Origin of the sequence: Fictibacillus iocasae (genome assembly GCF_042665465.1) — a bacterium.
Taxonomy (GTDB): domain Bacteria; phylum Bacillota; class Bacilli; order Bacillales; family Fictibacillaceae; genus Fictibacillus; species Fictibacillus iocasae.
Genome location: NZ_JBHTCP010000051.1, coordinates 113787 through 133602, shown reverse-complemented (window position 1 = coordinate 133602; position 19816 = coordinate 113787). Strand labels below are relative to the sequence as shown.

The window sequence follows — 19816 nt, the reverse complement described above, 5'->3', positions numbered from 1 at the left end:
GGAAAATAATTGAATGTTCAAACGATTGCTTTTCCGCCGTTTTCATTATGGTATAATTAGACGGGATAGGGGGGAATTATGGGATGTCTCAACTAGATTCACTGCGTGAAAAATGGGAGAGTTTGACCCGTTTTTTGCATGAGAAAAACATTATGTATACAGCGAGCCTAACATACAGCATTTTATGGAATACATTTTTAGTACTCGTCGTGCTCGGCTTGCTGGGAGGCACATTTGCTGCCGGAGTGGGCGCAGGATTTTTTGCATCACTCGTAAAGGATGAACCTGTAAGGGCTTATGCTTCTATGAAAAAAGACATTTATAACTATGAAGAGACCAGCAGGGCCTATTTTAGCGGCGGAGAAGATATCGGAGCGATGAAATCCGATTTGGACCGCACAGAAATTCCGCTCGCAAAGGTTTCTCCTTTCGTTAAAAAAGCGGTGATCGCCACAGAGGACGAGTATTTTCACGAGCATGAAGGCGTCGTCCCAAAAGCGATCATGCGTGCGATGTTCCAGGAATTTACCGGATCAGAAGTGAGGTCAGGGGGCAGCACGCTCACACAGCAGCTAATCAAGAACCAGATCCTTACGAATGAAGTTTCCTTTGACAGGAAAGCGAAAGAGATTCTTCTCGCGATGAGACTCGAAAAGTTTTTCAAAAAAGAGGAAATTCTGGAAGCCTACTTAAATGTAGTGCCTTACGGCCGGAACTCTTCTGGAAACAATGTAGCGGGCATCCAGGCAGCCGCACAGGGTGTGTTCGGCGTAAATGCTGACAAGCTGAATCTCGCACAGGCGGCCTACTTAACAGGGCTGCCGCAGAACCCGTTCGTGTATACACCATACGATAACAGCGGCAATGTCAAGCCAGAAAAAGAGCTGCAATATGGCATAAACCGCATGCAAACTGTATTGAAACGGATGTTGACCGGCGGACATATCACTGAAAAAGAGTATTCACAGGCATTGTCTTTTGATCTGCGCAAAAGCTTAACGTCCAATAAGCAGACTTCATTTGAAAAATATCCGTATATTACATATGAAGTGGAAAAGCGAACCGTTGAGATCCTGAGTGAGCTTCAGGCCAAGAAAGACGGTAAAGTGTGGAGCAAACTGAAGCCAAAGGAGCAGCTGGAATACAAAGATAACGCCAGCAAGCAAATGGGCAAAAAAGGCTTGAAAATTTATACCACACTAAACAAAAAAATGTATGAAAAAATGCAGCAGACGGTTAAGAACAATAATCTGTTTCATCCCGCTCTGCATTATTACAAAGAGCAGAACGAAAAAGGCGAATGGGTCACGAAAAGTGAGCCTGAAGAAACAGGCGGCATCCTGATTGAAAACAAAACAGGAGCTATCCTGTCATTTGTCGGTGGACGCGACTTCAACCGTGAACAGGTGAACCACGCTATGAGGGCACCGCGTCAGAACGGATCAACGATGAAGCCCCTGCTCGCTTATTCGTACTCAATGGAGCTTGGGAAGGTACAGCCTGGAACGATTATTCCGGACGCCCCGCTGCAGCTTGGCGATAAATATGTCGGCAACTGGGACGGCAAGTTCAAAGGTCTCCTTTCTGTCAGAGAATCTCTGAAGCAGTCGCGCAACACACCAGCAATTCGAAGCTATTTGCGGGTGAATTCTGTTGAAGCGACGAACAAACTGATTCAGATGGGCTTCTCCCGCATCGCGGAGGAAGACCGCTATATTCCTTCTATGGCTATAGGAGGAATGACGATTGGAGCGACAGTAGAAGAAAACACAAACGCATTCGCTACATTCGCTAACGGCGGACAGTTTGTGGATGCCTATATGATTGAGAAAATTGAAACAAATAAAGGCGAACTTCTGTATCAGCATAAAGCCAAGGCCGTTCCCGTGTTCTCTCCTCAAACATCGTATTTGACCATTGATATGATGAGGGATGTCCTCTCGAGTGGAGGAACAGCAGCAGGCGTTAAGCGAATGCTGTCGTTCTCTACAGACTGGGCTGGAAAGACCGGAACGACGAATGAAGATAAAGATTCCTGGTTTGTTGCCACCAATCCAAATGTGACGCTCGGTGTTTGGCTCGGATATGACCACCCTGCTCCGCTTCAAGGACGGACTGGCCCGAGAAACCAGGCTATATGGGCAGCTCTTGCGAATGATGCGTACAGTATAGCACCAGAGCTAATGGCGCCGAAAAACACCTTCGCTATGCCTAGTGGAATCGTCAGAATGCAAATTTGCGGAATCTCTGGAAAGCTTCCTTCCGATCTTTGCCGCAGCGCGGGGCTCGTAACGAGCGATCTGTTTAATGCTAAGTTCACACCAAATGCCGTGGATGATACGCTTATGCCTGGACGCTACGTTATCGTTGGCGATGAGAAGTATAAAGCACTGGAGAGCACACCGGAAGAATTTACGAAAGTCGGTGTTCTCATTAAAGAGGATTATTTAAAAGAGCTTGGCTTCGACAAGCTGACGGATGAAACAACGAAAAGCAATCTGTTTGAAAACGTTGTTCCAGAAAAAATAATGAATGACAACGGCAGTGCGCCTGCTCCTGTGGCTGGCTCAGCGGCAAACAACGGAAAGCTATCATGGGCAGCGAGCGGTGAAAAAGATGTAATCGGGTACCGTGTCTATCATTCACCTGATGGAAAAGCGCCATTTAAGAAAATAGCCAGTGTAACATCGGATATCACGTCTGCCCCAATACCTTCATCAGGTATCGTGTATGTTACCGCAGTTGATATCGCCGGCAGAGAATCCGGATCCGCAACGAAAGTTACAAGTGGACCAAAACCACCTGCTGAACCGCCGAAACCAGAGGGTGGCAAGCCGGGCACAGGAGATCCGCCTCCAACAGATCCTCCGCCAGCAGAACCGAACAACGGCAACCCTGGAAAGAAAAAGAAAAAGAACTAAAAAAACAGCAGCAGCCGATCCGGCTGCTGCTGTTTTTTTCGGTTCAATTACCTGCTAATCTTCCATGGTTGAAAGGTCACCTGTCGGAAGGTCGAGTTCCCATGCCTTTAATACACGGCGCATAATTTTTCCGCTTCTCGTTTTCGGTAGCTTATCTTTGAACTCAATCTCCCGCGGAGCCGCATGAGCAGCGAGTCCTCTTTTAACGAAAGCACGAATTTCTTCAATCAACTCGTCATTAGGAGTATAGCCGTCACGCAGCGCGATAAAGGCCTTGATGATCTCACCCCGTACAGGATCAGGCTTTCCGATCACGCCCGCCTCTGCTACAGCAGGATGTTCGACAAGCTTGCTTTCCACTTCAAACGGCCCGACACGCTCCCCTGATGTCATGATCACATCATCAATACGCCCCTGGAACCAGAAGTAACCGTCTTCATCCATATAAGCGGAATCTCCTGAAACGTACCAGCCACCTGGAGTAAAATACGACTCATACTTTTGTTCGTTGTTCCAGATCGTATGCATCATGGACGGCCACCCTTTTTTAATCGCAAGGTTGCCCATGCGATATGGCGGGAGCACGTTGTCCTGATCATCGATGATCGCAGCGGTGATTCCCGGAAATGGCTTGCCCATTGATCCTGGCTTGATCTGCATGGATGGATAGTTGCTGATCAATTGTGCGCCTGTTTCCGTCATCCACCAGTTATCATGAATACGCAGGTTGAACACCTTCATGCCCCATCGTACGACTTCAGGATTCAACGGTTCTCCGACACTGAGAATATGCCGTAAAGATGACAGATCAAACTTTTTGAGCACTTCATCTCCAGCACCCATAAGCATGCGGAATGCTGTCGGTGCACTGTACCAGACCGTGACACCATAACGTTCTATCGTAGCATACCAATCTTCCGGGCTGAAGCGTCCTCCGCGGATGACACTTGAAGCACCATTGAGCCATGGACCAAAAATGCCGTAGGATGTTCCGGTCACCCAGCCTGGATCTGCTGTGCACCAATACACATCGTCTTCCTTCAGATCAAGCACCCATTTCCCTGTCTGGTAGTGCTGCAGCATCGCATTATGAACATGAAGCACACCTTTGGGCTTCCCAGTTGAACCCGATGTGTAATGAAGAATCAGTCCGTCTTCCCGGTCCACCCATTCCACCTGAAGATGCTTGTCCGCTTTCTTCATTTGTTCGTAGTAGCTGACGTATGGACCTTCTTCTTTTACATCTTCTCCTACTAAAATAACGGTCTTGAGGTGCGGAAGCTCAGATACCGGCACACGCTCCAGCAATCCAGGCGTCGTGACAAGTACTTTCGCTTCAGAATCCTCCAGGCGATCTCTAACAGCACCCTCCATAAACGCTTCAAACAGCGGGCCGACTATCGCCCCTAATTTAACCGCTCCTAAAAAAGTAAAATATAATTCGGGAGACCGAGGCATGAAGATGAAGACTCTGTCCCCTTTTTCAACTCCAAGCTTCCTCAGCATGCTGCCTGCCTGGTCTGACTTTTCTTTCATTTCTTTAAACGTATACTTTTCATCACGGCTCTGATCAGAAAAATACAGAGCGACTTTGTTTTTTCTGTGGGAGGCTGCGTGGCGGTCAATGGCTTCATATGCCATGTTGATCCTGCCTGTTGCATGCCAGGAGAATTCTTTCTCGACTTCTTTCCAATCGAAATTTTCATACGCTTGGTCATAATTCTGCAGATTAAAGTTGCCTTGAATAATAGGAAGCGCTTCCAGTTTCATATTCAATCTCCTTTCCCTATGTACAGTCAGTTTATTATAACATAATATAACAGAATTTTTTAACTAATTAGAATTGCCGATAAAATGCCTATTTCCTTGCCGCCGTATGCTCTGAGTTTATGTATAATAGAGAAGAATGAAACTTTAGGTGGTGTTCTTGCATGATTCATAGAAAAACGTACAATTGCCTCGTGCTGCCGACCGCTTCAGGTGCCGTGACGATTGAAGGACCCGTCACACCAGAAACGCTCTCTTCCTTGCAGTTTCATAGCGGCTTAAGGGCATTCCGGCCTCATGAGGAGCAGAAGAAGGCACTTATCGAAATAGCTGGACTTGATGAAGGGCGCATCATAATCGCCCGCGTGAAGGACACTGTGGTCGGTTATGTAACGTATGTCCATCCTGATCCATTAGAGCGATGGTCGCAAGGAAACATGGAAAATCTGCTTGAATTAGGGGCCATTGAAGTCATTTCTGAATTCCGCAATTTTAAAATCGGCAAAAATCTTTTAAAGGTATCAATGATGGATGACGCGATGAATGATTATATTATCATTACGACAGAGTATTATTGGCACTGGGACCTGCAGGGCACTGGCCTGAACGTATGGGACTATCGAAAAGTCATGGAGAAAATGATGAACGCCGGCGGGCTGGAATATATGGCAACAGATGATCCTGAGATCTGCTCGCATCCTGCCAACTGCTTGATGGTGAAAATCGGCAGCCGCGTTTCCATGGATCATGTGCAGCAGTTTGACCGGATCCGTTTTCAAAATCGTTTCATGTATTAACAGTTTCCGATAAAGGAGCGGGTAAGATGCTTGTTCGAGCCATCATGGATTCACACGTACCCATTTTCTCAGAACAGACCACGATAACTGATGCTGCATCAAGAATGATGACAGAGCGCAAACGATATTTTGCTGTAAATGACGAAGCGGGAAAATGGAAAGGAATTGTCACAGATTATGATATAAAGAAAGCCTTTACCAGCCAGTCTGCCAATGTATCATCCATTATGAAGAGTGACATGGCCACAGCACATCCTATGGACAATGCTGAGGAGCTTGCCAGCTTGTTTTACCAAGACAGCTTAGAGTATATTCCTGTCATTGAAGAAAACCGTATAATCGGCATTGTGACAGAAAAAGAGATGCTGCATACACTCGTCAGGCTGACTGGCGCCCATCAGCCAAGCTCCAAGCTTGAAATAAAAGTCATCAATAAGGCAGGGCAGCTTGCAGAAGTGGCATCCATAATAAAAGAGCACCACATTAACATACACAGTGTACTCGTCTATCCTTGTCAGAATGAGGCAGAAAAGGTGCTGGTGTTCCGGCTTGCCACGATGAACCCTCTTCCTGTCATACAGCATCTGGAGAACGAGGGTTATCCTGTATTAGGACCGGTGAGATAGATGCAGAAACCTGTTTTTATTTATTCTGAGGAATTGTTGAACTATAAGTTTCATGATACACATCCGTTTAACCAGCTGCGTGTGAAGCTGGCCTGCGAGCTGCTGAAATCAGCCGGCTATTTAACCGATCAAGAAATTGCCGCACCAAGAAGGGCTACTGATGAAGAGATCATGCTTATCCATGACAAAGGCTATGTTGAAGCGGTAAAAAAAGCAGGACAGGGCCAGCTTTCTCAAGAACTGGCGGGCAGCTATGGACTTGGGACAGAAGACACTCCTGCATTTGATGGCATGCATGATGCGGGTGCATGGATTGTCGGGGCTACATTGACAGCTGCAGATCTGGTCATGGAGGGAAAAGCAAATCACGCCCTTTCGCTCAGCGGCGGCCTGCACCATGGATTCCGCGGCAAGGCTTCCGGATTTTGTGTATATAATGACAGCTCGATCGTGATTGAATACATACGGCGTAAATATGGGGCACGGGTACTGTATGTAGACACTGATGCGCACCATGGAGACGGGGTGCAGTGGGCATTTTACGATGACAGTGATGTCTGTACCCTTTCAATCCATGAAACAGGACGCTACTTGTTTCCTGGCACCGGAAATGTTCATGAAAAAGGCCAAGGCTCAGGCTACGGCTTTTCCTTTAATGTTCCCATGGATGCGTTTACAGAGGATGACTCGTGGCTGTACTGCTATGAAACAAGCCTGCTTGAAGTCGCTGACTATTTTAAGCCTGATGTGATCGTGACACAAAATGGTGCTGATGCTCATTGTTATGATCCGCTCACACACCTTTCCGTCACCATGAGAACATATGAAAAGATGCCCCGACTCGCCAAGAAAATTGCGGATCAGTATTGCGGAGGCCGCTGGATCGCCACTGGCGGAGGTGGCTATGATATTTGGCGTGTTGTACCCAGAGCTTGGGCGAACATCTGGCTTGCGATGAAAGAGCAGCAGGCAAGCGGCCCGCTTCCTGCAGATTGGCTCGCATACTGGCGCAGACAGAGCCCGATTGAGCTTCCGCTTACATGGGAAGACAAGCCTGATCTGTATACGCCGATTCCAAGGAAAAGGGAAATCACCGCCAAAAATGAAGACACCCTTTCCAAAACGTTATACAGCATACGAGCATTAAAAAAGAAAAGCAAATAACGATGCTGCCTCCCATCATCATTGCTTTTCCTTCGTTAACCTTTTAACTGCGTCGAATTCACTGCTAAAAAGTTACGTTTTTTAAAGAACAAAAAAGCGCCTAGGCGCTTTTTTATTGCAATGCTTTAATGATACTTTCTGCCATAAATGAAGAGCGTTCTGCCGCAAGCTTTGTAAATTCCGTAAAGCTTGCTGGCGCTTCACCATTGGCTTTATCCGAAATAGACCGGATAACAACAAACGGAACGTCATTTAAGAAACAAGCCTGCGCTACCGCTGAACCTTCCATCTCGATACAATCACCATCAAACAGGCTGCGATATTTTTCAACAATGCTGCGGTCAGCAATAAACTGATCGCCGCTTAATATCTTCCCTTTTCTCACTTGAGGTCCTTCCAATTGTTTCGCTGCAGCTACAGCTAATGCAACCAATTCATTCGATGCAGTAAACTCTGATTCATGCTCAAACATGGGAATAGTGCCCTGCTTAAAATGGGGGCTTAGAGCCGAAGCATCAATATCATGCTGCAGAAGGCTAGTTGAAATGACGATATCCCCTACTTCCAATGCAGGATGCAGTGCTCCAGCCACACCAGTGAAAACGACATGCGTTACTTTGAAGCGGTCAATCAGCAGCTGAGTCGTGACCGCAGCGTTAACTTTTCCTACACCCGACTTGCATAGAACGACTTCTTTATTCTCAAAGGTTCCTTCATAGAACTTAATTTTTGCTTGAGTGCTCTCTCCATACACATCGATCTTTTCTTTCATGAACGCGATCTCTTCGTCCATCGCGCCGATTACTCCGATTCTTACCATTCTTTTCCCCTCGTTACTCTCCGTTTTTCGTTGTGTTTCTGAATTGAATGCGGTGCGGCAGGACGACCGTATGCTCTTCCACTTTTTCCTTGTTCATCAGCTTGGTTAACAGACGCATCGCTACTGCTCCGATATCGTACATCGGCTGAACAACAGTAGAAAGCGTAGGTCGCACCATCGTCGCGAGCCTCGTGTTGTCAAAGCCGATCACTTCAATATCATTCGGGATGGTGAGGCCTCTATCCTGTGCCCCATGAATCACTCCTAAAGCCATCTCATCTGTTCCGACAAAGATGGCCGTTGGCTTTTGTCCGCTTTCAAGGAACGTGTCCACCGCTTCTATCCCCGTATCATACGTGTAATCGCCCACAAAAATGTGCGTCTCGTCCACCTTCTTGCCAGCCTCTTCTACCGCTCTGCGATAGCCCGTAAACTTGTGGTAGCCATTGATTGGATCCTCAAGCGGACCTGTTACCATATGGACCGTCTCATGTCCTTGATCGAACATGTGCTTGACGGCATCATACACCGCCTGCTGGTAGTCGATGTTTACAGATGGGATCTCTTCATTAACGTCCACAGTGGCTGCCATAACAATCGGCACTGCTGCTCGTTTGAATTCTTCGACGTGTTCTTCTGTAATCTTTCCGCCCATGAACACAATTCCGTCTACCTGTTTGCCAAGCAGCGTATTAAGCAGATGTATTTCCTTATCTTTGTTCTGGTCTGAGTTACATAGAATGATATTGTATTTATACATTGTCGCGATATCTTCGATGCCTCGTGCAAGTTCAGCAAAGAAAATGCTGGAAATATCCGGGATAATCACACCGACAGTCGTTGTTTTTTTGCTTGCCAGCCCTCTTGCTACCGCGTTCGGCCGGTAACCCAAACGTTCAATAGCCTCAAGCACCTTTTTTCTTGTTGAGGGCTTCACATTCGGGTTGCCGTTCACAACACGGGATACTGTTGCCATTGATACGCCCGCTTCACGAGCCACATCATAAATCGTTGTATTCAAAATGATCTCTCCTTTAATTCGCAAACCGAAACCTGTCAAGGTTTATGTAATATTAAGTTTTATCATACGCTAAAGTAAGCACTCAGGCAATCGATTGCTCTCTGTTTCACAAGGTTTTTGAAAAAAGTCTGTTCTGTTTTCATAGTGTTTGCGATACGAAGAATAAACATACTCACAAATCAGAGTAAAATAAAAAGCCGCCCCATCATCATGTCGGCATGACATTAGTTTGGGACGGTCTTTTATCCATGCGTTTGGGCCAGAAATGAGCTTATTTGATTAAACCGTTTCCTTCATTCTCAAGAGGCCGGAAGCTTGAAGCTCCAAAATAAAGTCGTCAAATTCCGAAAAATCCATTTGCTGGGCACTATCAGACAATGCTGTCGCTGGATCTGGATGAATTTCAGCCATCACCCCATCGGCACCAATGGCCATCGCTGCTTTAGCTGCGGGAAGAAGCAAGTCTTTTCTTCCAGTGGAGTGCGTTACATCTACCAAAACAGGAAGATGCGTCTCCTTTTTCAAAATCGGAACAGCTGTAATGTCCAGTGTATTGCGAGTGGCTCGTTCGTAGGTTCTTATGCCCCGTTCGCATAAGATAATCTCCTTGTTGCCCTGCGACATAATATATTCCGCTGAATAAATAAATTCCTCAATTGTAGCGGAGAGTCCTCGTTTAAGAAGAATCGGCTTATTCATCTTTCCTGCTTCTTTCAGCAGATCAAAGTTCTGCATATTCCTGGCGCCGATTTGAATGATATCCAAATATTCTGCAGCCGTCTCTAAATCGTATACCGATACCACCTCGCTCACAGCTTTTAACGCATAATCGTCAGCTGCCTTGCGCAATATCTTCAATCCTTCCAGACCAAGCCCTTGAAAATCATAAGGTGAAGTGCGTGGTTTATACGCCCCTCCTCGCAAAAACGATAGACCGTGCTTTTTTACTTCCCTCGCTGCGGCGGCTGTCTGTTCGTATGACTCTACCGCACAAGGACCGGCAATCAGCTGCATGCTTCCCCCGCCGATATACGCTGACCCGAAGGATACAACCGTGTCTTCGCTCTTCATCGATCTTGAAACTAAAAGCTTCTCTTTTTGATCATCTTTCTGTATCTCAAGCCCCGCTTTAAATATTTCTTTAAAAATATGCTGAAGCGCTGTTGTTTGAAAAGGTCCTTTGTTATTTTCCGCGATCCTATCAAGCATATCGCGTTCACGCTCAGGATCGAAACGGTTAACTCCGCTCGCTTGCTTGGCAATGCCTATTTTTTGAACAAGTATCGCGCGTTCATTGATTAAATGCATGATTTGAAGATTTATGGCATCGATTTCATCTCTAAGCTCATCTATCGTATTCAGGGACATGTTTGTTCCCCCCATCGTAGTCTGTGTCGTACCCGTAAGCATCCTTATTATAAAATAACCACTTCAGCTTGTCACGCCTGCGGAAAAAGCAAAGAAAAGCGCAATCCGCAGTGGATTACGCTTTTGCTCCTTCTGTTAGGACTTCCTCCATTTTCTTAACCGTAATCGACCAATGCGAAGCGTTCCAAACAGGACTGCCGCCATTAAAAAGAAAAACTTGCGGAGATTCATGCTTGATCCCTGTATCCTCAGCAATTTTATTGCTTAGCGCACGAGCATCCTGCACGTTTAAATAATAAAACGTTTCCTCTGGATGCTGTGCGGCAAACTTCTCAAATTGTCTGTAGCCTTCATGGCTAACTGGACAAGTCGTGCTGTTCTTCAGTAAAAAGAAGCGATCCGATTCATTAAGAGCATTTGACCAGTCTGTTTCATTGTTCAGCTGTTTTAGCATAAAGAAGCCTCCTTAAGTAAACGACAAGGAAGGCATTGTATGCCTTCCTTGTTATCATTTCATATAAGATGAACTCTAATCAATATTTTTGCTCAGCAAGCTCAGGTGTCCGAAGATCTTCAGCTTCTGGCTGCTCGGTAATTTCTCCGTATATTTCCTCATTCTCTTGCTCGACTTGCCCTTTTTCGCGCCACTTATCGATGTCGCGTCGAATGTTCGTCGTCAATTCCTTTACCTTGCCAGCGACCTGATTAGACTGCTCACTTACAGTCTTAACGATAGAGTTAGACTTTTCGATCGCCAATTGAGAAAACTCGTTTCCTTTGTCTTTCAGAAGAATCGCCTGTTCGTTCAGGTCTCCTCTTAGCTCTTTTCCTGTCTTAGGAGCCAGTAGCAACGCAGATGCTGCTCCAACAATGCCTCCAACAAGAGCCCCAATAATAAAATCCTTGCTGTCAATGCCTTGATTATTATTGCCCATCGTAAACGCCTCCTCTTGAATAGTGGTCAGGCGAAGCTGCTTTGACATGCTGCTTTTTGATTTTCCATTTTTCCCATAGCGTCAAAGCTGCGTTCCCCCATTGAACTGCCTGCTTGATCTGATGAGACTGCTGTTCCGTTCCAATGGAAATCTGGTCCGTCACTTTTCTCACTGATTGATTTACTTTCTGTATGGATGTTCCAAAATCCTGCACAGCCGAGAAAATCTGATTTAGTGAATCTGACTTTTTCTGAACATCCTCTGCTAGCACATTTGTTTTATGTAACAAATCCGCTGTTTCGCGCGTGACTCCTTGAAGCTGGTTTTCTAATCCATCGAGCGTCTTTGCCACGTGATCAAGCGTGAACTGAAGAGATTTAAGTGTTCTTGAAAGGAAATAAACGAGAACGACAAAAGCTGCTGCGATGATTGCTACACTGATTGAAATGATCATATCCATGATGGACACCTCCTAATAATATATTATTTCCTTTTCCCCAAAACTTTTCAAATAAACGTTAAGTATCTTTTTCGGTTAATTTTAGCAAATCCCTTTTTATAGAACATTACAAATTGTTTAAATTAAGTTAAAATAGACTTGTAGGTTTATTTAATTCCAAAAAAGGGGGCTTTTTTTAATGAGAGATCACCGTATCAACACACTCGCTAAAAACCTGATTACATATTCCGTTAACCTTCAAAAAGGGGAAAAGGTTCTGATCGAAAATTTCGGCCTGCAAAAAGAATTAGTCAAAGCACTAGTGAAAGAAGCATACGCTGCAGGAGGCTATCCTTTTGTTCTGTTAAAGGATCATTCCATCATGCGCCAGCAATATATGGAAGCTTCAGAAGAACAAATGGAACTCATCGCTAAGCATGAAGGAGACTTGATGAAGCAAATGGACGCGTACATCGGCCTCCGTGCTGGCGATAACATCAACGAGCTATCTGACGTACCTTCAGAAAAAATGGCTCTTTACGAAAAAACCATCTTCGGCATGCACCGCAACATCCGCATCAAAGAAACAAAATGGTGCGTACTGCGCTACCCAAGCGCATCGATGGCACAGCTCGCCAACATGAGCACCGAAGCATTCGAAGACTTCTACTTTGACGTTTGCACACTCGATTACGGAAAAATGAACAATGCCATGGACGCATTGCAGTCACTAATGGACCGCACAGATAAAGTACGCTTAACTGGACCTGGCACAGACTTGACATTCTCGATCAAAGATATCCCATCAGTAAAATGCGCCGGAAATTACAACATTCCTGATGGAGAAGTCTTTACTGCTCCCGTAAAGGATTCCGTAAACGGCACGATTTCATACAACACGCCATCACCTTACCAAGGCTTCACATTCGAGAACGTGAAACTCACATTCAAAGACGGTAAAATCGTTGAAGCAACAGCAAACGATTCAGAACGCATCAACAAGATCTTCGATACAGACGAAGGCTCTCGCTACATCGGTGAATTCGCGATTGGGGTGAATCCATTTATCCAGCACCCGATGAAAGATATCTTGTTTGACGAAAAGATCGACGGAAGCTTCCACTTCACCCCTGGCCAATCATACGAAGAAGCCTACAACGGCAACGAGTCCAACATCCACTGGGATATGGTAATGATCCAGCGCAGCGACTACGGCGGAGGTGAAATCTACTTCGACGACGTCCTCATTCGTAAAGACGGCATATTCGTCCTGCCCGAACTCGAGATCTTAAACCCAGAAAACTTAAAGTAAAAAAGCAAAAAAAGCTATCATGGAAGTACAAACAGTGGGGTCCGTACCAATCAAGGTTTTTATTATACCAAAGGTCATCATCTCGGTACCGGACCCCTTGTTTAGCTTCGAAGAACATGTTCTCTACTCTCCGCCAAAGAACCTATATCAACCAAAAACCGCCGCAAAGGAAATCTCCTTTTGCGGCGGTTTCTATTATTCGACTGGTGCCTGGCACGCGTCTTCGTATGCTTTTTGGAACTTCTGGATGTCTCCTGCTCCCATAAACAAAAGGACGCCAGTTTCATGCTTTTTTAGTACATCGATCGTATCCTCCGTAATAAGCTGAGCGTTCGGGATCAGCTCCTGAAGGTCGGTAATCGTCAAGTCACCCGCGTTTTCCCGTGCAGAGCCGAAAATATCGCAAAGGTACACATAATCTGCACCCTTTAGGCTTTCTGCGAACTCGGTCAAGAATGTCTTTGTGCGGGTGAATGTGTGCGGCTGGAAAATCGCTACTGCATCACGGTCTGGATATTTATAAGATGTCGCTTCAATTGTCGCTTTAATTTCAGTCGGATGATGCGCATAATCATCGATTAGAATCTGCTGTCCGAACTGTTTTTCTGAGTAGCGGCGCTTTACTCCTCTGAAGGTTTTTAAACGCTCTGCGATAATATCCGTCGGAATGTCCTCATAATGGCAGATCCCGATGACCGCTAGTGCGTTCAGCACATTGTGAGTGCCATAGCCTGTAATCGTGAACGTGCCATAGAAGGTATTGCGGACGAACACGTCAAACGTCGTGCCTGACGCATCACGGACAATATTCTTAGCTTGAAAATCATTATGATCTCCCAATCCGTAAAACACGACAGGAACCTGAGCCTGGATTTTCTGCAAATACGGATCGTCTCCGCATGCGATAATGCCTTTGTTCACTTGCATCGCCATTTGCTGAAACGCATGAAACACGTCATCCACGTTCTTGAAATAATCCGGATGGTCAAAGTCAATGTTCGTCATGATCGCGTAGTCTGGCTCATACGAAAGAAAATGACGGCGGTATTCACATGCTTCAAATACGAAATACTCACTGTTCTCGATTCCTTTTCCTGTTCCGTCACCGATCAGGAAGGCTGTAGGCTTTGCGCCTTCAAGCACATGAGCGAGCAATCCAGTCGTCGATGTTTTCCCATGTGCTCCCGTTACCGCGATTCCGGTAAACTTTTTAACAAAGTCTCCAAGAAAATGATGATAGCGGTGAACAGGCAGACCTAATTCTACCGCTGCCTTCAGCTCCTCATGATCCTCGCCAAATGCATTGCCGGCGATAATCGTCTGATCGGCATGTATGTTCTTTTTATTGAAAGGCAGGATGGACACGCCTCTTTCTTCCAGGCCAAGCTGGGTAAAGATAAGCTGGTCTATATCAGATCCTTGCACGTCATACTTCATATCATGAAGAATCTGCGCGAGTGCGCTCATCCCCGTCCCTTTTATTCCTACAAAATGGTATTGTGTCATGGTAAGACCTCCACAAAAGAACACCTTCTAAAAGGCCTATTTTAATGTATTATATGCCCCGCACTGTGCACTTGCGCATACGGGCTTATTGTACATTATAACAAATTGCTGAGCCGCCGACCAAGCCGGGAAGCTCCTGCCTTTTCACAGTGTCTTTTTTTATACTCTGGTTATTTTGTGCACGTGTAATAAATTTCATGATGGACTTTTTTCTATTCGACGAGCTCAAGTCTTGGGTTCGGCCTATATATGCGGCCCGCCTTCGCCTGATGGCCGTCATGCATTAGCACGTTATCTCCTGTGAAGCCGATGTTGATCTTCAGCAAGTTGCTGCCGACACCATATATATCGACGGGAACCTTCAGTTCTTCAAACCGCGTGATCCGTTCTTTCGTAAATCCTCCGCTCACAACGATTTTTACATGCCTGAAACCTTCTTCATCCAGTGCTCTGCGCAGAGCAAAGATCAGTTCCGGATTAACACCTCTAGGATCAAAGTCACCTAGTACATCCTGGTTTCTGAAGAAATATTGATCAACCATGGTTCTTGACGTATCCACTCGCACACCTTTAAGTGTAGAGCCGAACTCACGCGCTACCTTAAGAGCATCCGTGATGACATCATTATTATAGTCAACAAGGGCGATTAAATCGTCTTCGGGAAATTTTTTGTGATACGCTTTTGTCGCCTCGACAATATCGCCATTAAATATCTGAATCAGCGCGTGCGGCATCGTCCCCATACCGCTTTTGCCCCACCATTCATTCATCGCATGAGTCGCCTGCGCGGACGCACCGCCGATATAGGCCGCATAGCCGTCACCTGCCTGCTGAGCGAAGTGATCATCACGGTCTCCCATAAAAATCACCGGCTTTTGAATACCAGACAAGCTTGCTGCTTTGGCCACATTATATACATTCGTCGCCACCGATGTTCTTCTAGCCAGTATGCCGTCGATTACCCCTTCTAAAAAGCCGAAATTTTGATATGGGCCTTTAATTGTAAGAACCGTTTCAAACGGGGAAATTTTATCTCCGTCCTTTAAGGAATAGATCTCGAGCTCTTCAGGGTTCTTGCCAAACGTTTTGATCAGGGCGATCGCTTCGTCTGTTCCGCAAAGAACGGCATCATTCTTTTGGAAGAATTGCATCGTTACGACATTATCCGGCTTGAACGCCTCGACAATCTCGCATGTTTTCAAAAAATATACAGCGGAGAACCAGCCTTCGCCGGCTCTCTCGTCAAATTTAAAGGTTTTGTTCGTCAGCCTGCTGATTTTACCTTGAAGCTTTAATTCGATCTCTTTCATGAAAAATACTCCTCAATACTTAATAAGACTGAATCTGATTGTCCTACCTTATCATAATAAAGAGCATTTTGGAACACAAGAAAAAGCTGAGGGAGGCCCTCAGCTTCATACATCGGCATAAAGCCGTTCTTCAAACTCCTCAGGCGTGAGGAGGACGTTGCGAGGCTTCGATCCCATCGCTTCGGAAACGAGGCCGAACGCTTCCATCATCTCGATCAGACGGGCGGCACGGTTAAACCCGACACGAAACCTTCTCTGAAGGCTCGAGCTGGATGCAGCGCCTACATCCATCACATAATAGCAGGCTTCTTCAAAAAGATCGTCTTCTTGGTCGATATGCTGCTGTGTCTGGATTAGATCTTCTCTTGAGAATAAATATTGGAGCGGATACTCTTCCTTAACATAAGCAGTGACCGCCTCAATTTCATCATCTGAGACAAAGTTACCTTGAATACGGACAGCTTTGTTTGATCCATTCTCCATGAAAAGCATATCTCCGCGGCCGAGAAGGCGCTCGGCGCCGCTCATATCAAGAATCGTCCTTGAGTCAATCGCAGAGGACACGGCAAAGGCCGCTCTTGTCGGAATATTCGCTTTGATCAAGCCGGTGATGACGTCTACTGACGGGCGCTGAGTGGCGAGCAGCAGATGAATGCCGCATGCCCTTGCTTTTTGCGCGATGCGGCAAATCGCTTCCTCTACATCCTGAGGCGACACCATCATCAGATCAGCCAATTCGTCAATCACTATCACGATATACGGCATCTTGTTCGCATGATGCTGTTCGGCAGTCATTTTATCATTGTAGCGCTTAATATCGCGAACCCCGGTACGGGCAAAATCCTCGTAGCGCCTTTCCATTTCTTCTACAGCCCATTTTAGTGCGGCTGTCGCCTCTTTCGCATCATTGATAACGGGTGTTACAAGATGCGGGATATGGTTGTAAGGAGCGAGTTCGACCATCTTCGGGTCAACGAGCAGCAGCCTTACATCCTGAGGTGACGACTTATACAGAAGACTGACAAGGATGGAGTTGATGCACACGCTCTTTCCTGATCCTGTCGCACCCGCAATGAGTCCGTGCGGCATCTTTTGCAAATCGGTGACAACTGGAGACCCTGATATATCCAGGCCAAGCGCCACCGTTAACGATGATCCGCTTTCTGTAAACGCCTGGTCCTCGATAATTTCTCGAAGGTAAACAGCCCGGCTGACCCTGTTTGGTACTTCGATGCCAATCGTGTTTTTCCCCGGAATCGGTGCTTCGATGCGGATATCCCTTGCCGCTAGGCTCAATTTAATATCGTCCGTCAAATTCGTGATTTTGTTCACCTTAACACCTGGAGCGGGCTGCACTTCAAATCTAGTAACAGACGGCCCTTGTGTTAAGTGCACGACTTTAGCATTTACATTAAAGTTATTTAATGTTTCCTGAAGCAATGTCTCTTGTGATAACAGCCAGCTTTCATCATCCATCTGCGCAGCAGGAGCATGGTTCAAAAAGTCGATAGGGATCAAATGAGCATCCCGCTCCATCGCTGAGCCATCATTAGAAACAAGTGGTTCTTGATGTTTGCTATCCATAGCTGAAGGTTCTTTCTCAGTCTGTTGAACAGAAGGAACGGCCTTCTCAGAAGGTCTCACATTCGGCTTTTCTCTTTTGTCCTTGAGTGCCTGTCTGTCTTTTTTCAACATCATCACATTAAACGGGACATAGGAACCGCCCGGCTTTTTTTGTGCGGCTGGCACGTGCTCGATCGTCGTCTCGTTTGAATTGGAGAGAGGCTCCGTGGTTTCTTCCGATGCATCCACTTCAAGTGCTGGCTCTTTCAAAACGATCGTTTCTTCGGTTTCGGCTGGAGTATCAGACCGTGTGCGATCTGCTTCCTTGTCCTGTGAAATGCCGTCAGTCTCTGCGGTGCGTTCTATAATTGTGACCTGTTCAACTATTCCATGTTCTTTCTCATTAAGAACGAGAACTTGTTCTGGCACTTGTTCTGGCACTTGTTCTGCCACTTGTTCTGGCACTTGTTCTGGCACTTTTTCTGGCACTTTTTCTGGCACTTTTTCTGAAACAGAAAGCTTCTCTTCACTTTGTCCTAGAATTTCCGGTCCACTGTCATCTCGATTTTCCGCAGCTTCTGGAATGTCCAAGATGAGATCTTCTACTATATCTGGGCTTGCCTCGTCTTTAAATGACCAGCCAGGAAAAACGATTTTTTCTTTGTTGCGTTCTTTAAAGCCATATACGGGGGAAGGAATATCGGTTGGAACAAATTTCGATGTGTTCTCGCTGCTGATGATCGGCTTCGATTCAGGCTGGTTATGTATCTGCTGTCGATAGTCTTCCTTTTGCTGATTCTGATTCTTCAAACCGTACACTGGAGATGGAACAGGCTGCGGACGGAATGGTTCTCTGCTGCGAGGGGGGCGTTCCATTCTTTGATCTTCCTTCCGCCTTTCTGCCGGCCGTTCAAATCCCGCACGTTCTTTTCTCACTGCAGCCCGGCTTACTTGTTCCGCTCTGTTCGGCTGTGATTGAAATACTGGAGATCGTTTCTCATTGCTCATACTCAATCTGCGTTCATTTTCCAATCGGGGTTCATCTGGAATAACAGGAAAGCGAAAGTTTCCGGCCGCTGGATAATCGCTCAGCATTTTAGGTCCGGATGCCGCGTTTTTTATCTTTGACGGCCTTGTCTGTTCTGTACCGAACGGCTGTGTCATTTGTTTTGTTTCTGGAATTTGTTTCACTTCCACATACTCTATCTCTTCTTGATCTTTAAAGAAATAGTCCATCATTTTTTTTAGCCAGCTCATTGATCCCACCACCTTTTTCTGTACCGCTGTTCTATTATTGTAGCTAAAAACGGGCCGAATAAATAGTCTGAATATTTTTAACCGGCCAATCGCTGTACACTTCTAATGATTCGTCAGACACACTATGTGATGGTGCCGTATCTAGAACAATTTGCTATGAAAAAAATATTAATCTTGCTTAGTATTTTTACTCTTAGCCAGTATAAAGATCGGCTCCAGCCCGTTCTCATCGTATAAAAAGGATAAAGCTGTTACGGGAACCCGCCCATTGATAAAAAATTGCATTGCCATTTGACCGAGTACATCATAGCCTTGATCATTTTGTATATCGGCTATGATGAGCACATCTTGATGGGGAATCGCAACCGCCATTTTCCCTTTCACTATAGAAAGCATTTCATTTAAGTAAGAGGCGTTAAGTACTCGGCTCGCATCGTAGCCATCATTATGGTTGATAAAATAAAACGTGTTCCCTGCCACTTCATCCTTTTTTGCCTTAACCGGCAGGCGGCGAAGGTTAAAAGCGGACATTTCTCTTATTTGATCCTTTGACAGCTTCAGCTCTTGAGCGTCATCCTCTGTCAGCAGCCGATAGGTGCTGCCAAGATCTTGTGCATAAAAAATATTGGTTTCTGCCGTGTGTTCTTCAAATAAAAGCTTCTTGCCGCCAGATTCAACAGGAAACGAAGTAGAACGAATAACTGGGTAAACAGCCGCTGCCGCATGAACGGCGTCCGATTCTTTACGTGCAAGGGACTGCTCAACATGATAAAGCAGTTCTTCAATGAACGGATCCTTGCGGTTATGCCACTTTGCTGCTAATCCAGACAGTGCAAGGTCTGCCCCTTTTCCCGTCTCAGGATTTTCCGCCCGCAGCACTTCATCCTCTTTTCGATATTCTGTTTTAAACCCTTTTTCACGCAGCCTAGCTTCGAGCAGCCTTTTTAATTTCATAACATCTGACATACGTTTCCCCTCCTGATTACCGTGTAAAATCGGAAAAAACCTCC

General features: G+C 45.9%; 16 protein-coding genes. 5 read left to right on the top strand and 11 right to left on the bottom strand.

Annotated features, from left to right (window positions below; genetic code table 11):
• Positions 1 to 83: 83 nt before the first annotated feature.
• Entirely contained in the window at positions 84 to 2921 is a 2838-nt protein-coding gene (locus tag ACFQPF_RS17070) for a transglycosylase domain-containing protein (RefSeq protein WP_379751191.1), read from the top strand.
• Between the two features lie 54 nt (positions 2922 to 2975).
• Here ACFQPF_RS17070 and acsA read toward each other — a convergent pair whose 3' ends face one another.
• A complete protein-coding gene (gene acsA, locus ACFQPF_RS17065) occupies positions 2976 to 4691 on the bottom strand; it encodes an acetate--CoA ligase (protein ID WP_379751189.1) in 1716 nt (571 codons plus the stop codon).
• Positions 4692 to 4852: 161 nt separating this feature from the next.
• Between acsA and ACFQPF_RS17060 the strand changes: the two genes are divergently transcribed.
• The 3 genes from ACFQPF_RS17060 to ACFQPF_RS17050 are packed head-to-tail and all read left to right on the top strand — an operon-like array spanning position 4853 to position 7275.
• Positions 4853 to 5485: a GNAT family N-acetyltransferase gene (locus tag ACFQPF_RS17060; RefSeq protein WP_379751187.1), complete on the top strand. Its 633-nt coding sequence runs from the start codon at positions 4853 to 4855 to the stop codon at positions 5483 to 5485.
• 26 nt (positions 5486 to 5511) lie between these two features.
• Positions 5512 to 6111, top strand: a complete 600-nt coding sequence (locus ACFQPF_RS17055) for a CBS domain-containing protein (RefSeq protein ID WP_379751185.1) — start codon at positions 5512 to 5514, stop codon at positions 6109 to 6111.
• Positions 6112 to 7275 carry an acetoin utilization protein AcuC gene (locus tag ACFQPF_RS17050; protein WP_379751183.1) on the top strand — a complete coding sequence of 388 codons (1164 nt, stop codon included), beginning with the start codon at positions 6112 to 6114 and terminating at the stop codon, positions 7273 to 7275. It begins immediately after the preceding gene.
• 112 nt (positions 7276 to 7387) lie between these two features.
• Here ACFQPF_RS17050 and ACFQPF_RS17045 read toward each other — a convergent pair whose 3' ends face one another.
• From ACFQPF_RS17045 to ACFQPF_RS17020, 6 genes are all read right to left on the bottom strand, one after another.
• Positions 7388 to 8095, bottom strand: a complete 708-nt coding sequence (locus tag ACFQPF_RS17045; protein WP_379751181.1) for a 5'-methylthioadenosine/adenosylhomocysteine nucleosidase — start codon at positions 8093 to 8095, stop codon at positions 7388 to 7390.
• Between the two features lie 13 nt (positions 8096 to 8108).
• Complete coding sequence (gene ccpA / locus ACFQPF_RS17040) at positions 8109 to 9116, bottom strand: catabolite control protein A (RefSeq protein ID WP_379751179.1); 1008 nt, start codon at positions 9114 to 9116, stop codon at positions 8109 to 8111.
• A 279-nt stretch (positions 9117 to 9395) separates the two neighbouring features.
• The gene (locus tag ACFQPF_RS17035; RefSeq protein WP_379751177.1) at positions 9396 to 10484 is read right to left on the bottom strand and encodes a bifunctional 3-deoxy-7-phosphoheptulonate synthase/chorismate mutase; all 1089 of its coding nucleotides are present in this window, start codon (positions 10482 to 10484) and stop codon (positions 9396 to 9398) included.
• Between the two features lie 115 nt (positions 10485 to 10599).
• Complete coding sequence (ytxJ, locus tag ACFQPF_RS17030) at positions 10600 to 10938, bottom strand: bacillithiol system redox-active protein YtxJ (RefSeq protein WP_379751175.1); 339 nt, start codon at positions 10936 to 10938, stop codon at positions 10600 to 10602.
• Positions 10939 to 11017: 79 nt separating this feature from the next.
• Positions 11018 to 11419 (bottom strand): YtxH domain-containing protein, encoded by a 402-nt coding sequence (locus ACFQPF_RS17025; RefSeq protein WP_379751173.1) that lies wholly within the window; start codon positions 11417 to 11419, stop codon positions 11018 to 11020.
• Complete coding sequence (locus tag ACFQPF_RS17020) at positions 11409 to 11879, bottom strand: DUF948 domain-containing protein (protein ID WP_379751171.1); 471 nt, start codon at positions 11877 to 11879, stop codon at positions 11409 to 11411. The genes ACFQPF_RS17025 and ACFQPF_RS17020 overlap by 11 nt, the downstream gene beginning before the upstream one ends.
• Positions 11880 to 12057: 178 nt before the next feature.
• Here ACFQPF_RS17020 and ACFQPF_RS17015 point away from each other — a divergent pair, with 178 nt between their 5' ends.
• Positions 12058 to 13170, top strand: a complete 1113-nt coding sequence (locus ACFQPF_RS17015) for an aminopeptidase (protein ID WP_379751169.1) — start codon at positions 12058 to 12060, stop codon at positions 13168 to 13170.
• A gap of 195 nt (positions 13171 to 13365) precedes the next feature.
• Here the strand turns inward: ACFQPF_RS17015 and murC are convergent, their stop codons facing one another.
• The 4 genes from murC to ACFQPF_RS16995 form a co-directional block, all read right to left on the bottom strand.
• Positions 13366 to 14676, bottom strand: coding sequence for a UDP-N-acetylmuramate--L-alanine ligase (gene murC, locus ACFQPF_RS17010; RefSeq protein ID WP_379751167.1), 1311 nt, complete (start codon positions 14674 to 14676; stop codon positions 13366 to 13368).
• Between the two features lie 212 nt (positions 14677 to 14888).
• Positions 14889 to 15986, bottom strand: a complete 1098-nt coding sequence (locus ACFQPF_RS17005; protein WP_379751165.1) for a nicotinate phosphoribosyltransferase — start codon at positions 15984 to 15986, stop codon at positions 14889 to 14891.
• Between the two features lie 105 nt (positions 15987 to 16091).
• The gene (locus ACFQPF_RS17000; protein ID WP_379751163.1) at positions 16092 to 18806 is read right to left on the bottom strand and encodes a DNA translocase FtsK; all 2715 of its coding nucleotides are present in this window, start codon (positions 18804 to 18806) and stop codon (positions 16092 to 16094) included.
• Positions 18807 to 18974: 168 nt separating this feature from the next.
• Positions 18975 to 19772: a DUF1444 family protein gene (locus tag ACFQPF_RS16995; protein ID WP_379751161.1), complete on the bottom strand. Its 798-nt coding sequence runs from the start codon at positions 19770 to 19772 to the stop codon at positions 18975 to 18977.
• Between the last annotated feature and the right edge of the window lie 44 nt (positions 19773 to 19816).